Origin of the sequence: Mucilaginibacter sp. (assembly GCF_965200995.1) — a bacterium.
Taxonomy (GTDB): domain Bacteria; phylum Bacteroidota; class Bacteroidia; order Sphingobacteriales; family Sphingobacteriaceae; genus Mucilaginibacter.
Genome location: NZ_OZ241743.1, coordinates 1673720 through 1690051, shown reverse-complemented (window position 1 = coordinate 1690051; position 16332 = coordinate 1673720). Strand labels below are relative to the sequence as shown.

Annotated in this window: 12 protein-coding genes; 7 read left to right on the top strand and 5 right to left on the bottom strand. The window is 47.5% G+C overall.

Translation table 11 applies throughout. The features are described from left to right. Positions 1 to 21 precede the first annotated feature (21 nt). On the bottom strand, positions 22 to 219 hold the full coding sequence (locus tag ACY652_RS07965; RefSeq protein WP_462267634.1) for a hypothetical protein: 198 nt from the start codon (positions 217 to 219) through the stop codon (positions 22 to 24). 45 nt (positions 220 to 264) lie between these two features. Beyond that, on the bottom strand, positions 265 to 2346 hold the full coding sequence (locus tag ACY652_RS07960; RefSeq protein WP_462267632.1) for an alpha-amylase family glycosyl hydrolase: 2082 nt from the start codon (positions 2344 to 2346) through the stop codon (positions 265 to 267). Between the two features lie 636 nt (positions 2347 to 2982). Between ACY652_RS07960 and ACY652_RS07955 the strand changes: the two genes are divergently transcribed. From ACY652_RS07955 to ACY652_RS07925, 7 genes are all read left to right on the top strand, one after another. Next, the gene (locus tag ACY652_RS07955) at positions 2983 to 4605 is read left to right on the top strand and encodes a DUF6377 domain-containing protein (protein WP_462267630.1); all 1623 of its coding nucleotides are present in this window, start codon (positions 2983 to 2985) and stop codon (positions 4603 to 4605) included. 210 nt (positions 4606 to 4815) lie between these two features. Then, positions 4816 to 7815, top strand: a complete 3000-nt coding sequence (locus ACY652_RS07950; protein ID WP_462267628.1) for a SusC/RagA family TonB-linked outer membrane protein — start codon at positions 4816 to 4818, stop codon at positions 7813 to 7815. Between the two features lie 21 nt (positions 7816 to 7836). Next, positions 7837 to 9432: a RagB/SusD family nutrient uptake outer membrane protein gene (locus ACY652_RS07945; RefSeq protein ID WP_462267626.1), complete on the top strand. Its 1596-nt coding sequence runs from the start codon at positions 7837 to 7839 to the stop codon at positions 9430 to 9432. 11 nt (positions 9433 to 9443) lie between these two features. Beyond that, positions 9444 to 10490, top strand: coding sequence for a SusE domain-containing protein (locus ACY652_RS07940; protein ID WP_462267624.1), 1047 nt, complete (start codon positions 9444 to 9446; stop codon positions 10488 to 10490). A 51-nt stretch (positions 10491 to 10541) separates the two neighbouring features. Then, on the top strand, positions 10542 to 13001 hold the full coding sequence (locus ACY652_RS07935; protein ID WP_462267622.1) for a glycoside hydrolase family 31 protein: 2460 nt from the start codon (positions 10542 to 10544) through the stop codon (positions 12999 to 13001). Positions 13002 to 13028: 27 nt separating this feature from the next. Continuing rightward, positions 13029 to 14441, top strand: a complete 1413-nt coding sequence (locus ACY652_RS07930) for an alpha-amylase family glycosyl hydrolase (RefSeq protein WP_462267620.1) — start codon at positions 13029 to 13031, stop codon at positions 14439 to 14441. Between the two features lie 600 nt (positions 14442 to 15041). Further along, positions 15042 to 15206, top strand: a complete 165-nt coding sequence (locus tag ACY652_RS07925; protein WP_462267618.1) for a hypothetical protein — start codon at positions 15042 to 15044, stop codon at positions 15204 to 15206. Positions 15207 to 15240: 34 nt separating this feature from the next. On the opposite strand, the gene ACY652_RS07920 is transcribed toward ACY652_RS07925, so the two are convergent. The 3 genes from ACY652_RS07920 to ACY652_RS07910 all read right to left on the bottom strand — a co-directional run bounded on the left by ACY652_RS07920 (position 15241) and on the right by ACY652_RS07910 (position 16003). After that, positions 15241 to 15468, bottom strand: coding sequence for a hypothetical protein (locus ACY652_RS07920; RefSeq protein ID WP_462267616.1), 228 nt, complete (start codon positions 15466 to 15468; stop codon positions 15241 to 15243). A 78-nt stretch (positions 15469 to 15546) separates the two neighbouring features. Continuing rightward, positions 15547 to 15774: a hypothetical protein gene (locus ACY652_RS07915; protein WP_462267615.1), complete on the bottom strand. Its 228-nt coding sequence runs from the start codon at positions 15772 to 15774 to the stop codon at positions 15547 to 15549. A gap of 1 nt (position 15775) precedes the next feature. After that, positions 15776 to 16003: a hypothetical protein gene (locus ACY652_RS07910; protein WP_462267613.1), complete on the bottom strand. Its 228-nt coding sequence runs from the start codon at positions 16001 to 16003 to the stop codon at positions 15776 to 15778. Between the last annotated feature and the right edge of the window lie 329 nt (positions 16004 to 16332).

Sequence of the window (16332 nt, the reverse complement as noted above, 5' to 3'; positions counted from 1 at the left end):
GAAGATAAGCAGTCAGTCATTTCATTCGGCTGGCACTATCGTCCTTTTCGCCTGAATTGCCTTCTGATAATCATAAGCTGTTGTGCTGTTTACTGCCGTTGGAGCCTTCACTGCAGCAGGCGGTGGAACAGTGGCTGCCGGTTGTACTTTAAGGTCTTTTTTGCAGGATGCCAGCCCCAAGGGCAGCACCAGTAGTACTAAATAATTTAATTTTTTCATAACTAAAGGTTTTATTCAAATTATAAAATAAAATTGGTTTATGATTTATGGACCGGTCACCGGATTAACGAATTTCCACATGGCGCTGTACCAGCCGGTTTGCGGGTTGGCGTATTGAGCGTACCCGTTCAGGTTTTCAAGGTGTACCCACTGATCCGGCTTCCAGCGGTTCTGAATATAAATAAACCCGTCTGTAGCCGTAGCACTTTGCCACATAGCGCTGTACCAGGCTGTATTGGCTGTTGTAGCTTCAACTGATCCATTCTGGCTCTCTACATTCATGAGTTTACCCGTACCCCGGTTCTTTAGCAGATAATACCCATTACCGGCATCTACTCTGGCCCACTGGTAGTTATTGCCTGACGGATTGCTGCCGTAAGCCACTTTGCCGTTACCAGCATCATACAAGTACGAATTGCTTTGGTAGCGGTTTACAATCTGATAGTAAGTAGTAGAACCGCTGCCTCCACCGGTTACCGTAATAGCTGCGTTAGCTGTTTTGTTGCCATCCTGCGTAGTTACGGTGATGGTAGCGCTGCCACTTGCCTTGCCGGTAACTAAACCGGTACTGCTCACCGTGGCTATATTGGTATTGCTTGATGTATAGGTACCCGTTTTATTGGTAGCCTTGGAAGGCGACACGGTAGCCGTTAACTGCTGTGTACCATTTACCGCTATTGTAGCTGAGGTAGGGCTTAAGCTCACCCCGGCAACCGCCACTGATGTACCTGCTCCCTGGTTGGTAAGCACAATGTACTGATAAGCGCCCATGTTGAGCTGTGCGCCGGAACTGAGGCTTGAAGCATTTCCGCTGTAAGCATCCTTATAGCTGCCGGCTAAGGCAGAAGGAATAGTATAAGTAGAATTGCCACCCCGTAAGTTTACCAGCACTACTACTTTTTCGGAGCCATTAGTTTTGGTAAAAGCGCATATATTGTTATCTGAGTAATTGGTCATGGCGCCGCGCCTTATAGCGGTGCTTGCGGTTCTAAAGTTCAGTACTTTAGTAAATTCAGCCGTTACATTGGCATTTTGCGACCAATCAATATCCACTTGATCATAAGGCCAGTTGATGCGTTGTGCGAAAGCAACCTCTTGTCCCCCGTACAGGAAGGGCACCCCCCGCATGTAAGCACATACCACAAAGTTGGCCATTACGCCGGCTGTGCCCCCGAAAATTTCTAATGGCGTACCATCACCACTGGTATCATGGTTGCCGGTATAGCGGATAACCTGCTGGCTGCCGCTGGCGTAGGTATACTCATAGTTAGTAGTGGTTTGTATCTGGCTTACCGAGGTACCGCTGTGTATCGGCTTTAAGGCCACATAGTAAAACTGGTCGCCAAAGTTAAAATCGAAACCTACCTGGAAGTTCTCACGGCGGTCACCTTCAGCAAACATTAGCAGCTTATGGCTGGTAATGCCACGCAAGCTGTTGATGGCCTGCGTCCAGAAATCAAGGGGCGGGTTGTTCGCAAAATCACACCGGAAACCGTCTACGTTAGCGGCAAACACCCAGTAACGCATAGCATTGATCATAGCGGTACGCATGGCCGAGTTGGAGAAATTTAATCCAGCCACGTCCGGGAAGTTGGCTAAACGGGCAATGTTACCGCTACCGTCTTTATTATACCAATCCGGGTGCTGGGTAATCCAGGGATGATCCCAAGAAGTACCATTCACCGCAAAATCTAAAATTACAGCCATCCCGCGCTGGTGAGCGCCGTCGACCAAAGTGCGCAGGTTGGCCAGTGTACCATATTCAGCGCCTACCGAGGTAAAATCTTTAATGCTGTAAGGAGAAGTAGAACTGGCAATTTTACTTTTAGCGTCGGTACCTACCGGATAAACCGGCATCAGGTAAACAACGTTAGTGCCTACCGCTTTAATCTGGTCAAGCCGGGCAGTAACACCCGCCAAATTACTGCCCGAACTAAAGGGCCTGATGTTCACCTGATAGAGGTTTACATCCATTGGGTTGGGTACAGTGGCAAAGGGTGTGCCGTACTGGGCAGGATCCTGCGCATAAGCGCTGTTTGCAAAAAGGGTAAACAAAAGCAGCAAAGCGGTTTGCCATTTGCGCCGCATTAGTTGCCGAAGTAGGTGAATCAAGTTTGTTTTCATCATATATTAGTTTATAAAAGTTTCTTTTTACACAAGCCGCCCCATAAGCGTTTATTAGCGCACAAGTAGCGTACAGCGTAGCAATTTTACAAGTCAGCGCAGCTACACGTTATCGCGCCGGCAATAGAATCAAGAAAGGGCAAAAAAGTATAATTGGTTTATCAGCAACGATGGTGGCATCGTGTAATTCAAAGTTAAAGCAATGCTGTGCGGAAAATCACCTGGCAGGCAGCCTGATATAAACCAAATACAAACCACAACTTTATAAACTATTGTTAATAAGCATGTTGCAGCAAGCACCCATACCGGAAATATAAAATATAACCGTATTATTAAACCCCCCGGAGCTTAAAAAGCTACTGATTATGCAAGCCTGCAGAGTTTGAAATTAAACCTTATTTGTACTTATATACTTTATTATATAAAAGCTTATTTATGGTATGCAAAAGAAGTATGCCTGTATTTAAGAACAACTACCAGTAATTGATAATTTATGGGGTTAACTACTTCGTGATGTAAACAACCAATCGGTATTTAATAATCAGAAATTTAATGGGATATTTGACGCTACCGATATATAGTACCTGCTTAAGTTAATATTCTAATCTATTGTTTAAACTCATATTGCGCCAAAGCACAATGCGGCTTTATTATACCCTGTTTATTTTTCTAATCTGCAGTGCTGGCGGCAGCTATGCCGGTTCACCCAACGCAAGTCTGTTTAAGCGCCTGCACATTGTTTTGGCAAAGCGGGAAACCTACATTCAATTAAAAGAAGCGCGAATAAAAAAACTGGAGAACAGGCTGAGCTCCACAGCTAACCTGAATACCAGGTTTACCATCTATGAGGCTTTATACAACGAGTATAAGTCGTTCAGGTATGATTCGGCGTATAGCTATAGTAAGAAACTGCAGGCCATCGCTAATCAACTGCATGATCCGGCTAAAATGGCGGTTTCAAAAATGAACATAAGCTTTACCCTGCTCTCATCAGGAATGTTCAAAGAAACGCTGGAAACGCTGAACGAAATAGACATTGCTTTATTAAATAAAAGCAACAAAGCAGCCTATTATTTTTTAAAGGCACGCTGTTATTTTGACTGGGGCGATTTTAATCATAATACCGATTATAGTAATATATATTACCCTAAAGCGCTTTTCTGTATAGATTCGGCCCTAGCTGTAAGCCCTGAACATACTTATAACTACTGGGCATTAAATGGTTTAAAGAATATGCGCATCCAGCGTTATACGGAGAGCGTAGAAGATTATCTGCACCTGCTGCAATTGCCGCACCTTACGCCCAACCAGTATGCGGTTACCGCCAGTTCATTAAGCTATGTATACAGCACCCAGGGTAAACAAGAGCAAGCTATTGCACTACTCATTAAAGCGGCCATAGCTGACATACAATCGGCCACCAAAGAAACGGTAGCCATGTATCAGCTGGCCAACATCCTGTATAAGAGCGGGAAAGAAGATGAAGCCTTTACTTATATAAACGAGGCTATAGATGAAGCGAACTTTTACGGCGCCCGCCACAGGCAGGCCGTTATCAGCAGTATACTGCCTATTATTGAAGCCCAGCGCATCAAAACTATCGAAGACGAACGGCGATCCCTGCTGATTTATTCTTCAATTATTACGTTGCTCGTTATTGCGGTAATCACTTTTGCTGTAATCATTAACCGGCAGCTTAAAAAGATCAGGCTGGCAGATCAGATTATCCAGGCGGCTAATGTATCGCTTCAGCAAAGCAACACCGCCCTGGCCGAAGTAAACCAGAATTTAAGCGTAGCCAATAAGATTAAGAACGAGTATATCAGCTATTACTTCAACATCAACTCAGTGTATATTGAAAGGCTGGAGGGTATACAAAAATCACTGGAAAAAAAGCTGAAGAACCAACGATACGAAGACGCCCTGCACACCTTAAAAAACCTGAATCTGGAAAGTGAGCGGCATGAGCTGTTCCATACGTTTGACAAAGTCTTTCTTCGCTTGTTCCCCGAATTTATTCCGCAATTTAATTCACTGTTCAGGGAGCCGGAAACCATCAGCATTCCGGCCGGGCAGCTGCTGGGCACAGAGCATCGCATCTTTGCGCTGATACGCATGGGCATTCATGATAATGAACGTATTGCCAAACTGCTGGGCTATTCTGTAAACACAATATATGCTTACAAGAACCGCATTAAAACCAAATCATGGGTGGTAAATGATGAGTTTGAGGGCAAAATTATGGCGATAGAAGCCGTGTAAAGTCTACACTTACCTAAACTTCTATTTATATCAGGCATTACACACCGCCCCTTAACCAACTGATATTCATTATTTTATTTTTAATAAAGACTGGTATTTTCTATATCGGCCATTACTGATATTGCCTGCGCTTCACTAGCTTCTTTTCTTTGAATTGGATTTGGCACCACTCCAAAGCCGCTAACCAATTCAAAAATTATAACACATTTGATGAAAAATTTTTACGTTGTGAAGTGCAGCCTTCTGCTGCTTTTAATCTGCTTTGCACATGGCGTATTTGCCCAAACCGGCGCCATATCGGGCAGGGTGATTGATGATACCAGCCAGCCGCTTCCCGGAGCGACCATCACTATCAGGGGTACCTCGCTTAGTGCAGCGGCCGATGTAAATGGCTATTATAAAATTAACGCTGTGCCTGCAGGCTCAAAAACGCTGGTGGTTTCCTTTATTGGCTTTCAACCGGCAGAACAAACCGTTGAGGTAACTGGCAATACTACTGTCAATTTTCAGCTGAAGTCTTCCTCGGTTGCACTTAACCAGGTGGCGGTTATTGGCTACGGTACAATCAGGAAAAGCGATGCTACCGGTTCCCTGGCTGTAGTTACCAGCAAAGATTTTAACAAAGGCGCAGTAAACTCCATTCAGGATGCCATCACCGGTAAAATTCCGGGGGTAGTCATTACCTCCAACTCCGGTGCGCCGGGCAACACCTCCACCATCCGCATCCGCGGTACCACTTCGATTAATGCCAGTTCTGATCCGCTGATTGTAATTGACAATGTACCCTTGAGTAACGTACCTATCGGCGGTACGGCCAACCTGCTAAATACGATTAACCCTAACGACATTGAAAATATTACCGTACTGAAGGATGCTTCAGCTACGGCCATATATGGCTCACGTGGTTCAAGCGGGGTTATCCTGATCACTACCAAACGCGGCACAAAGCAAGCAGTAATCAGCTACAACACTACCCTCTCCCTGGCGGTGCTGCCCAAGCAGGTGCCGGTTTACACCGGTGATGAGTTCCGGGCACTGGTAAACCGACTTCCAGATTACGCCGGGCAAACTGCCGTTACCTCGCTGCTGGGCACGGCCAATACCGACTGGCAAAAGGAAATTTATCAGAAAGCCTTCGGGCAGGATCACAACCTGAGTTTTTCCGGCTCTACCAAGAATATGCCTTACCGGGTATCTGTAGGCTACAATAACACCGACGGTATCCTGAAGACGTACAATTTTAGCCGCACTACGGTTGCTGCAGGCTTAGACCCCAGCTTTTTCAAGAATACCCTAACGGTGCACATCAACCTGAAAGGCTTATATAACACCAATAATTTTGCCGACCAGGCCGCTATTGGTTCTGCTGTAAACTACGATCCTACCAAGCCTGTTTACAATGGCAACACCCGCTGGCGGGGTTATACCACCTGGACTACCGGCGGCCCTGCCGATATTAATGGCAGTGCCGTACCACTGGCTACGGCTAACCCGGTGGCCCGTTTAAATGAAACGGATAATACTTCCACCTCACGGCGGAGCATTGGCAACGTGCAGTTCGATTACAAAATACCGATGATTAGCGGCCTGCGGGCCAACCTGAACCTGGGCTATGATTACGCGGAAACCTTTGGCAAAAACAATGTGCGCGACAGTACGCAATGGACCAACCAATTCACCGCAGCCGGCGGCCAGTCTATTAATTACAATACGGTTAACCGCAACCAGTTAATAGAAGGTTACCTGAATTATAAAAAAGACTTAAAATCAATAAAGAGTTCCATTGATGTTACCGGGGGCTATTCTTTCTCTCACTTTTATACGCAGGGTAATTCTACTGCTACCAACTACCGCCAAACCTACAATCAGCCGGTGTTGTCTCCTTATAAAACTGAGTATTACCTGGAATCCTACTTTGGCCGCTTAAATTATACTTATAACAACAAGTATACCCTAACCTTTACCGTCCGCGATGACGGCACTTCTAAATTTGCCCGGCAAAACCGTTATGGCGTGTTCCCGGCAGGCGCTTTAGCCTGGCGCATTAAGGAAGAAGATTTTCTGAAGAACAGCAGCGTCATATCTGATTTGAAATTGCGTGTAGGCTATGGTAAGACTGGCCAGCAGGATTTAAATAATAACAACAACTATCCTTACCAGTCGCGTTTCAGCCGCAGTGATGCCAGCTCACGCTATCAGTTTGGTGATGCCTTTTATTATACCCAGCGGCCGGAGGCTTACGCAGCCAACATCAAATGGGAATCAACTGCTACCACTAATATTGGCCTGGATTACGGCTTGCTAAACAACCGCCTTACCGGTAGCATTGAGGCTTACTACAAAAAGACCTCCAATCTGCTTAATGTAACTAATGTGCCAGTGCTGAGCAACTTTGCTTCAGTGCTGCTGCAAAATGTGGGTAACATGGAAAACAAAGGGTTGGAATTTAACATCAATGCCATTGCAATTAATCAGAAAGATTTGCGCTGGCAGATTGGCTATAACCTGAGCGTTAACAAAAATAAGGTAACCAAACTGAATGCACTGAACAACCCCGACTTTATTTCGCCCAACCAGTTCTCGGGCATTGCCGGAACTACTTCCGGGCTGATACAAGCAAACAGAGTAGGCCTGCCTATCAATTCTTACTATGTTTTCCAGCAGATTTACGATGCCAACGGAAAACCTATAGAAAATGCCTATGTAGACCGCAACGGTGACGGGCAGATCAACGACCAGGATTTATATTTCCATCATCAGCCCAATCCAACGGTGCAGATGGGCATCAACTCAAATTTTGGTTACAAGCGGTTTGATCTAAGCTTCTCAGGCAGGTTGAATTTAGGCAATTACAACTTTAATAATGTGGCTGCCGGAAGCACTTACAAAGGTTTCTATTCTTCATTAGGCTACCTGGCCAACCAAACCACAGCAGCCGACCTAACGCAGTTCACCAATCCGCAACAAACCTACCTCTCCGACTATTATATCCAAAAAGCTTCCTTCTTCCGGATGGATTTCGTTAACCTGGGTTACACCTTTCCGCCGCAAATTCATAACCGCTTTAAGCTGCGGGTAAGCGCCGGGGTGCAAAATGTATTTGTTATTACTTCATACAAGGGCCTTGACCCGGAAATCAGCGGCGGTTTGGATAACAACTTTTTTCCTCGGCCCCGCACCTATCAGTTGGGCATTAATGCCAGTTTTTAAATTATAAAAATGACACTTTACATGAAACGATATACAAAAAAATTAGTGCCGGCATTGCTATTGCTGCTGGTAACGTCCTCCTGCAAAAAAGCGCTGGATACCTCCCCTATTGATCCGCTGGTTACCACTTCGGCTAACGTATTCAATAATCCGGGGGCCTACAAAGAATCGTTAGCCAAGTTGTACGGTTCACTGGCGCTTACCGGGCAAAAAGGCCAGTTTGGCGCTGCCGAAATTCAGGCATCCGATGAAGGTACTACCGCTTTTTTACGCGAATACTGGGCTGCACAGGAAATAACTACCGATGAGTGCTTAAACGCCTGGGGCGATGGCGGCCTGGTAGATTATCATGGCGGCACCTGGTCAAACCTCAACTTGTACGTGCAGTTGATGTACCAGCGCCTGTTCATCAACATTGCCTACTGTAATGAATACATCCGCAACGTAAATAACAACCTGGGCGGCCTGAGCGGCACCCTGCAAACCGATGTAAGCCGCTACCGCGCCGAAGCACGCTTTCTGCGGGCTTATTTTTATTGGGTGGCCATGGATTTGTACGGCAATGTACCTTTTGCTACCGAAGCAGATTTGCCGGGTACATTTACACCCAAGCAAATTTCAAGGGCGGATTTGTTTAATTATATTGAAGGAGAGCTGAAAGCCATCGAGCCCGATCTAGCTGCACCCGGTACTAATGAATATGCGCGGGTTGACCAGGGTGCGGATTGGGCAATGTTGAGCCGCCTGTATTTGAATGCTGCCGTGTATACCGGTACGGCCCGCTATGCAGACTGTATTACCTACAGTAATAAAGTGATTAACGCTGCCAATTATTCTTTGGTAAGTAATTACCGCAATCTGTTTTTAGCTGATAATAACAGTTACCGTAACGAGATTATTTTACCTATCGCAGAAAATGGCCTTAATACGCAAAGCTACGGGGATATGACCTTTGTAATCCATGCTGCCACCGGCGGCTCTATGGATGCGATCAACTACATCGGCATCCCTTCGGGCGGCTGGGCAGGTAACCGCATGACCACCAGCTTTGTAAACAAGGTATTTCCAGACCCTTCTGGCAATACCGACAAGCGCGCTGTTTTTTATACCAACGGGCAGACTTTAGCCATTACCAATCCGGTCATCTTTGCACAAGGCTATTTGTCTGCCAAGTACAAGAATGTAACCTCAACTGGTGCTTTGGGTTCAAATGACACTTTTGTAGATACTGATTTTCCGATTTTCCGGCTATCCGAAGTATACCTGAATTATGCCGAAGCCGTGGTACGCGGCGGTACAGGCGGCGATGCTGCTACTGCCCTCACCCTGGTAAACCGCTTACGGCAACGAGGGTATGGCAACACCTCGGGCAACATCAATGCATCACAATTAAATCTAAGCTTTTTGATTGACGAGCGCGGACGCGAACTCTACTGGGAAGCGCTGCGCCGTACAGACCTGATCCGCTTCGGCCTGTTTACCGGCGGCAGCTATGTATGGGACTACAAAGGCAATGTAGCCGCCGGCGCGGCTACTGATGCGCATCTGAATGTGTTCCCTATCCCCGCCTCTGATTTACAGATCAACCCTAACCTGAAACAAAATCCCGGCTATTAATCCTAACACCGATGAAAAAAATATTCTTAATGCTGATGGCAGCGGCAACCTTGTTTACTGCCTGTAAAAAAGAGGAGAAGGCCACGGTGTCGGCTAATATTGCGGCGCCTAAAGTTACCGTACCCACCAGCGGCACCACCCTGGCTGTAACCGCGGCTGATACCAACAAGACTGTAAAAATCAAGTGGGATAAAGCTGATTACGGCGTACAGGCGGTGGTAAGTTACTTTATCCAGATTGACTCGGCCGGGCGCAACTTTACCAAGAAAGCCACCATCACTACCACAGGAGCAGATTCAGTAAACATGACATTAGGTGCGCTGAACAACCAGATTTTGAACAAATTAAAGCTGGCCCCTAATGTACCCTCGGCTATTGAGCTGCGCACCGGCGCACATATCTACGGCAAAGATACGGTCTACTCTGCACCGGTTAAATTAATGGTAACTACCTACAAAGAGCTGGCGCCCGTAAAACTGTACGTACCGGGCGCTTACCAGGGCTGGAACCCCGGTACGGCACTAAGTATCCCGGCGGTTACTACTTACACTTACGAAGGCTACATTTACATGAGCGTGGGCGACCAGTTTAAGTTTACCACCGCGCCCGACTGGAACCACATCAACTACGGCGCTGCCACAACCGCTGGTAAGCTAACCACTGATGGGATGGCCGGCGGGGTAAGCGTAAATAAGCCGGGCTTTTATAAGCTGAATGCTGACATCAAAAACCTCACCTGGAGCGCTTATCTGGTAAATTCATGGGGCTTAATCGGCCCGGCCTCTGCCGGCAGCTGGGATAATTCTACCCCGATGACCTATAACCAGGCCCGAAACGTTTGGACGATTACCACTAACCTGAATGCAGGCGCCCTGAAGTTTAGGGCCAACAACGCCTGGGACCTGAACTATGGCCCTGCCAGCAGCGATGCACTCACCGGGACACTTATAAGTACAGATGCCGCTGTTACCATTACGCAGGCCGGTAACTATACCATTACACTGGATTTCAGCCAGGCGGCCCAGAACAAGTACCTCTACACTATTACCAAAAACTAATGCGCGGGCCGGCACACCAGGCAGATGCCGGCCCGCCATTAATTGTTATTCATGAAAATTAAATTATTTATACCGCTGCTCGCGCTGCTTTCCATGTATTGTGCGCAGCTGGCGGCCCAGCAAAACCCGGTAGCTACCGTGGGCAATGTAACCAGCGCCGTTATTAATGGCCAACAGGTTGATATTACAGCCGGCAATGCCCACGTTCAGGTTATGGTTTACACCCCGTCTGTCATCCGGGTACGGGTGGACCAGCACGAGCTGCCAACTGACTTCTCTTATGCCGTAGTAGGCAAAATTCAGCCGGTTAAAGTACAGATTACACAGGATGATAACAGAATTAATATTGTAACTGATTCTGTAAAAGCGATTATTCGCAAGGCACCCTTTTCAGTTACCTTCATCACCCCTGATGGTAAAGTAATTAATGAAGATGAGCAAGGCTTAACTACCTCGTGGGCAGAGCGCACCGTAACTACTTACAAAAAATTGCAGCCCGGCGAACGCTTTGTGGGCCTGGGCGAAAAAACCGGCAATCTGGACCGCGCCGGAATGGGCTATACCAACTGGAATTCGGATGTATACGGTTATAGTGTGTCACAAGATCCGCTGTATTCCACCATCCCGTTCTACATCGGCATCCATCAGGGATTAAACTATGGTATATTTTTAGACAATACCTATCAAACCGATTTTAACTTCGGCGCCAGCAATAACCGTTTTTCTTCGTTTGCAGCACGCGGCGGCGAGATGAACTATTACTTTATCTACCACAAGCGCCTGGCCGATATCATCAACTCTTATACTTACCTGACGGGCCGCATGCCTTTGCCGCCGCTATGGTCATTGGGGTACCAGCAAAACCGCTATAGCTATTATCCTGAGGCTGAGGTGCTGCGCATTGCCCATACCCTGCGCGAAAAGCGCATTCCGGCGGATGGTATCACGCTGGACATCCATTATATGGATAAGTACCAGCTATTTACCTGGAATAAAAGCCGCTTCCCCAACCCTGCCGGCATGAATGCGGAACTAACTAAGCTGGGCTTTAAAACCACTGTAATTGTTGACCCTGGCATTAAAGTAGAAAAAGGCGCTCCGGCTTACGAAAGCGGCCTGCAGCAGGACATCTACCTTAAATACCCCGATGGCCTGAACTATACAGGGCAGGTATGGCCGGGCTGGTGCAACTTTGCGGATTTTACCAGCCCTAAAGGCCGCAACTGGTGGCGCAGCCAGGTAAAGTTTTTTGCCGAATCAGGCGTGAGCGGCATCTGGAATGACATGAACGAGTTTTCTACCTGGGGGCAGAAAGCGCCGGACAATATTCTGTTCAATTATGACGGCCGCCCCACTACACACCTGCAGGCGCACAATGTATACGGGCTGCAGATGATCCGCTCCAGCTATGAGGGCGCATTGGAACATTTTAAGGAGCGGCCGTTCGTGCTGACCCGTTCCGGTTATGCCGGCCTGCAGCGCTACTCTGCCATCTGGACCGGCGATAACCGGGCCGAGGAAGATCACATGCTGCAGGGCGTGCGCCTTTTGAACAGTTTGGGGCTAAGCGGCGTAGCCTTTACCGGTATGGATATTGGCGGCTTTACCGGTAACCCTACCACAGCGCTTTACACCCGCTGGATACAATTGGGTGCCTTTATCCCCTACTACCGCAACCATACCGCGCTTAATACCCGTGCGGCCGAACCCTGGACGTTTGGCGAAGATGTGCTGGATATTGCCCGCAACTACATCAGCCTGCGTTACCAGCTGCTGCCTTATCTGTACAGTACTTTTTACGAGGCTACCCAAACCGGCATGCCGGTAATGCGTTCGCTGGCGATTAATTACACGTTTGATGCACATGTATTTGATGCCGCTTATCAGAACCAGTACGAGTTTGGCCGCGCCCTGATGATAGCGCCGTTTGAAAGCAATAAAACCTTTGCCAAGGTATATTTTCCGGAAGGCACCTGGTATGATTTTTACAATGATAACACCATTAAAGGCGGCCAGGAAAGGGCAGTGCCGTTGCCGCCTGACAAGTTGCCGGTGTTTGTAAAGGGAGGAAGCATCATCCCAGTGCAGTCGCTTATCCAGTCAACTGCTGAGCAGCCGACAGACACCCTAACCCTGCATGTGTACAACGGCGATAAGCCAAACAGCTTTACTTATTATGAAGATGACGGCAAAAGCTTCGATTATCAGAAAGGCAGTTACTATAAACGTATGATTACGTTTGATCCTGACCGCCACCGTATCAGCCTGAATGCAGCTGAAGGGAATTACCGTTCTCATTTTAAACATATCAAATTGATACTGCATGGCTTTAATCAAACTGCTGCCTTAACTGCAGGCACAAGCCGGCTGCCGCTGCAAAGCGGAACCGTTGCTTTTTTAGGCGCTGCAGCCAATACCGATCCGCAGGGCCGCACTGCGGCGCCTGAAAGCTGCCCGGTTAAATATCAGGTGGTTGATAACAAATCAACTCTACAATTATTCACTTATTAAAATTTTGTGCAGATGAAAACGTGTGTAATGAAAATTTATAAAAACAGTTTGTTTCTCTTCATCCTGTTAAATATCACCTTGGCAGGCTGCGGTAAAAAGCCGGGAGGAGGATCAAATCCAACCCCAACGCCGTCTCCCGCTCCTGGCTCCGGCTCGGGTTCTGCCTATACCGATCCGTCGCAATATGGCACACCTTTCAGTAGCGTGCCGGCTACTAAGGATATTGTAATGTATGAAGTAAACATCCGCACCTTCACCCCGGCCAACTTTCAGGGTGTGCAGGCCCGGCTGGATTCCATTAAAGCTTTGGGGGTAAACGTCATCTGGTTGATGCCAACTTATCCGGTAGGCACAGTAAAGTCGGTTAATTCGCCCTACTGTGTAAAAGATTATACCGGCGTCAATGCTGATTTTGGTACCCTGGATGATCTGCGTTCATTGGTAACTCAGGCTCATAACAAAGGCATGGCGGTAATATTGGATTGGGTGGCCAACCACACCGCCTGGGATAATGCCTGGACTAGCAACAAAGCTTGGTACCTGCAGGATGCAAGCGGTAATATCATTAGTCCGCCTAATACTACCTTCTCGGATGTGGCGGCACTGAATTTTAATAATGCAGATATGCGTACCGCCATGATACGCGCCATGAAATACTGGGTTTTTAATGCAAACATTGATGGTTACCGCTGTGATTTTGCTGACAATGTACCGGCTGACTTCTGGAAGCAGGCGCTGGATACGTTGAGCAATATTAAAACTCATAAGCTCATTTACTTAGCGGAAGGCACTACGGCCGCTGAAATCAATTCCGGCTTTCAGTTGAGTTATTCGTTCAGTTATTATAATTCTTTGAAAGGGGTATTTGGGGGCACTGCTGCGCCAAGCGCCTTAGTAACCACCAACACCAGCGAAGTAAATTCGATACCAGCTACGGGTACAAAGTTGCGGTACAGCATCAATCATGATCTGGCCTCGTCTGACGGTAGCACCATCTCCTTATACAACGGCAAACAGGGCGCACTGGCGGCTTTCGCGCTGACCACCTACATGAATGGCGTTCCCCTTATCTACAGCAGCCAGGAAGTCGGCTACCCCAACAAAATTAATTTTTTTGCCAATGTCGCAGTGGATTACACGGCCAACCCGGATATGGTAGCAGCCTACAAGCAGATCATTGCCTTCCGTAAAGTGCATGAAGCGATCAAAACCGGAACATTGACCGTTTACAACAACGCTGATGTAATTGCTTTTGAACGAACGGCCGGTACAGACGACGTGCTGGTGCTGGTGAATGCCCGCAACACGGCGGTTAATTATCCGGTTCCCGCTCAGCTGCAAGGCGGTAACTGGGCAAACGGCTATACCAATGCCACAGTGACCTTGCCAGCACAACTTTCACTGCCAGCTTACGGCTATGCCGTGTTTAAAAAATTGTAAGCTCTGGGTTTTTGATTATATAAATGTTGGTTAGTGGTAAGGCGGAAGGAGTTCCGCCTTACCTATTTAAAAAAATCTGGAGTTGTTCAAACTTGCTGCTCTTCATCCCTAATGTTAAATATCGAAAATCATTGAAGGTAGCTGGTATGTAAAAAAACTGAAAACAGATGACTGTTTCATCAGCTACCTGTCTATGTCAAATAAGCCTCTTTGATTTTCCTTTAGGCCCCACACCCAGCCATTGTTCGCGTAAATAACCACCTCAGCATGTAAGCGGCCAAGCGTCAAGGGCGAGCCGGCCGCTAAAAACAAACACACAACGGCTCATTTATATACCCTTGACTGCGGTGCAATCACGGTTCTTTCTGCATTTTGAAGGTGTGCCGGGAAAGGCAGGTGTGTTGCGAGGTGCGAGCTTCACTCCTTGCAGTGCGAGGCAACGAGGCTGGCGGTGGAATGCACTGTAGCGCGACGGCGCATGATGGAATGCCGCCGGCGGCCGCAGCAACTTTCTGCACATGTATACGCTTAATATTATACGGAGAAGTACAGCGGCTAAACGGCCATCTGCCTACCATGCATTACCAGATAGAATATTCTATGCGATCTGCATTCGCTTATAGTTTCAAAGTCTGGCTCACTACCATCCTGCTTGCCCCGGTGCTGACGCTGGCGGGTATGAAGGACAGCAAGCATGTGAGTAAGCTGGTGCTGTATGCCATCTTCGTGGCTTCCGGCGGCATCTTCGGCTTAATACCGTTGTAAAAACAAGGTAACTAACAGCTGTATCTCTTGCTTATCATTCCAAAGATGGCTGGCAGGCTTCCCTGCAAAACGCTACTGCCCGGTTAGCTAAGGTGAGCAGTTCGGCTACCGTGGCTTCGTCCGGTGCGTAGCCATCCGTATAGATATAGTTTCGGTAGCTTTTAGTCAACAGGCTCATGCGCTGCTTTCCCCTAGGCGTACTGATTTCAAATAGTCCTGCTAAAGTAGGCGTAAACAGGCGGCTCACTTTGAGGAGCCGCACTGGATTAAGGCTTCTTGTCCAATAACCTGTCCTGTATCGTAGTGGAAAGGGCAATAGGCAGCATCTGATTCAACAACACTAGGTAAGGGCGTAGTCTCCTTGATTGAAAGTTTGGTTCGCTAATAGAAGTAATCCTTCGTAACGCGGCTGCCAGTCTGCAAGCTCTGCGTCACGCTGCTGCAGGAATAGCGTGCGATCCGGCATGGCGATTTGAGGCGCTTGCCAGAAAGGGGAGGCAAACAGCAGTTTACCCTCGTGAAGTATCTGGCTGAAGAAGTAGGGCTGCTCACCCAGTATGCTGTCCAAGTTATTTTCGTTGCAGATGACAGGCGTAACGGCGGTGCCGTAACACCGGGAGCATTTTTTCCACCAAATCAATTAGGTCACTTCCTGCCCTGTTTTCACTGGCATCCACAATAATGAGTAGAAACACAGGGCGAAGGTTACCGGGAGCCTTACCCAGCAGGTAGATGGCTTTGGTGTAGGGCAGCCTGCGCGCGATCACTTTGGCGCACAGGCCGCTTAGCTGCTCCATCAAGTAGCCTGGTATAGTAACCTGAACAATGAAATCCTACATTGAAAAGAATGACCAACGATCAAGTCATTATCTGTTCAATAGAGGGCAGCTAAACGGCTGTTAATGTAAAGCTGACAGAAAATATGATCTTACTTAATCAGCATTAAATAGCAGACTTACTTGCCACCGACCGCACCTCCATCCTCAAGCATATCAAAAAACATATACCGTTCAGGCAAATTGGACGAATGGGCAGCTTGTGCAAGTTTTGCACAAGTTCAGTAAAAAGCCTTCTCAATGTGCTTGAATATTCCACAAGGCTTGATCAGGCAGCTTAGTACGCATTA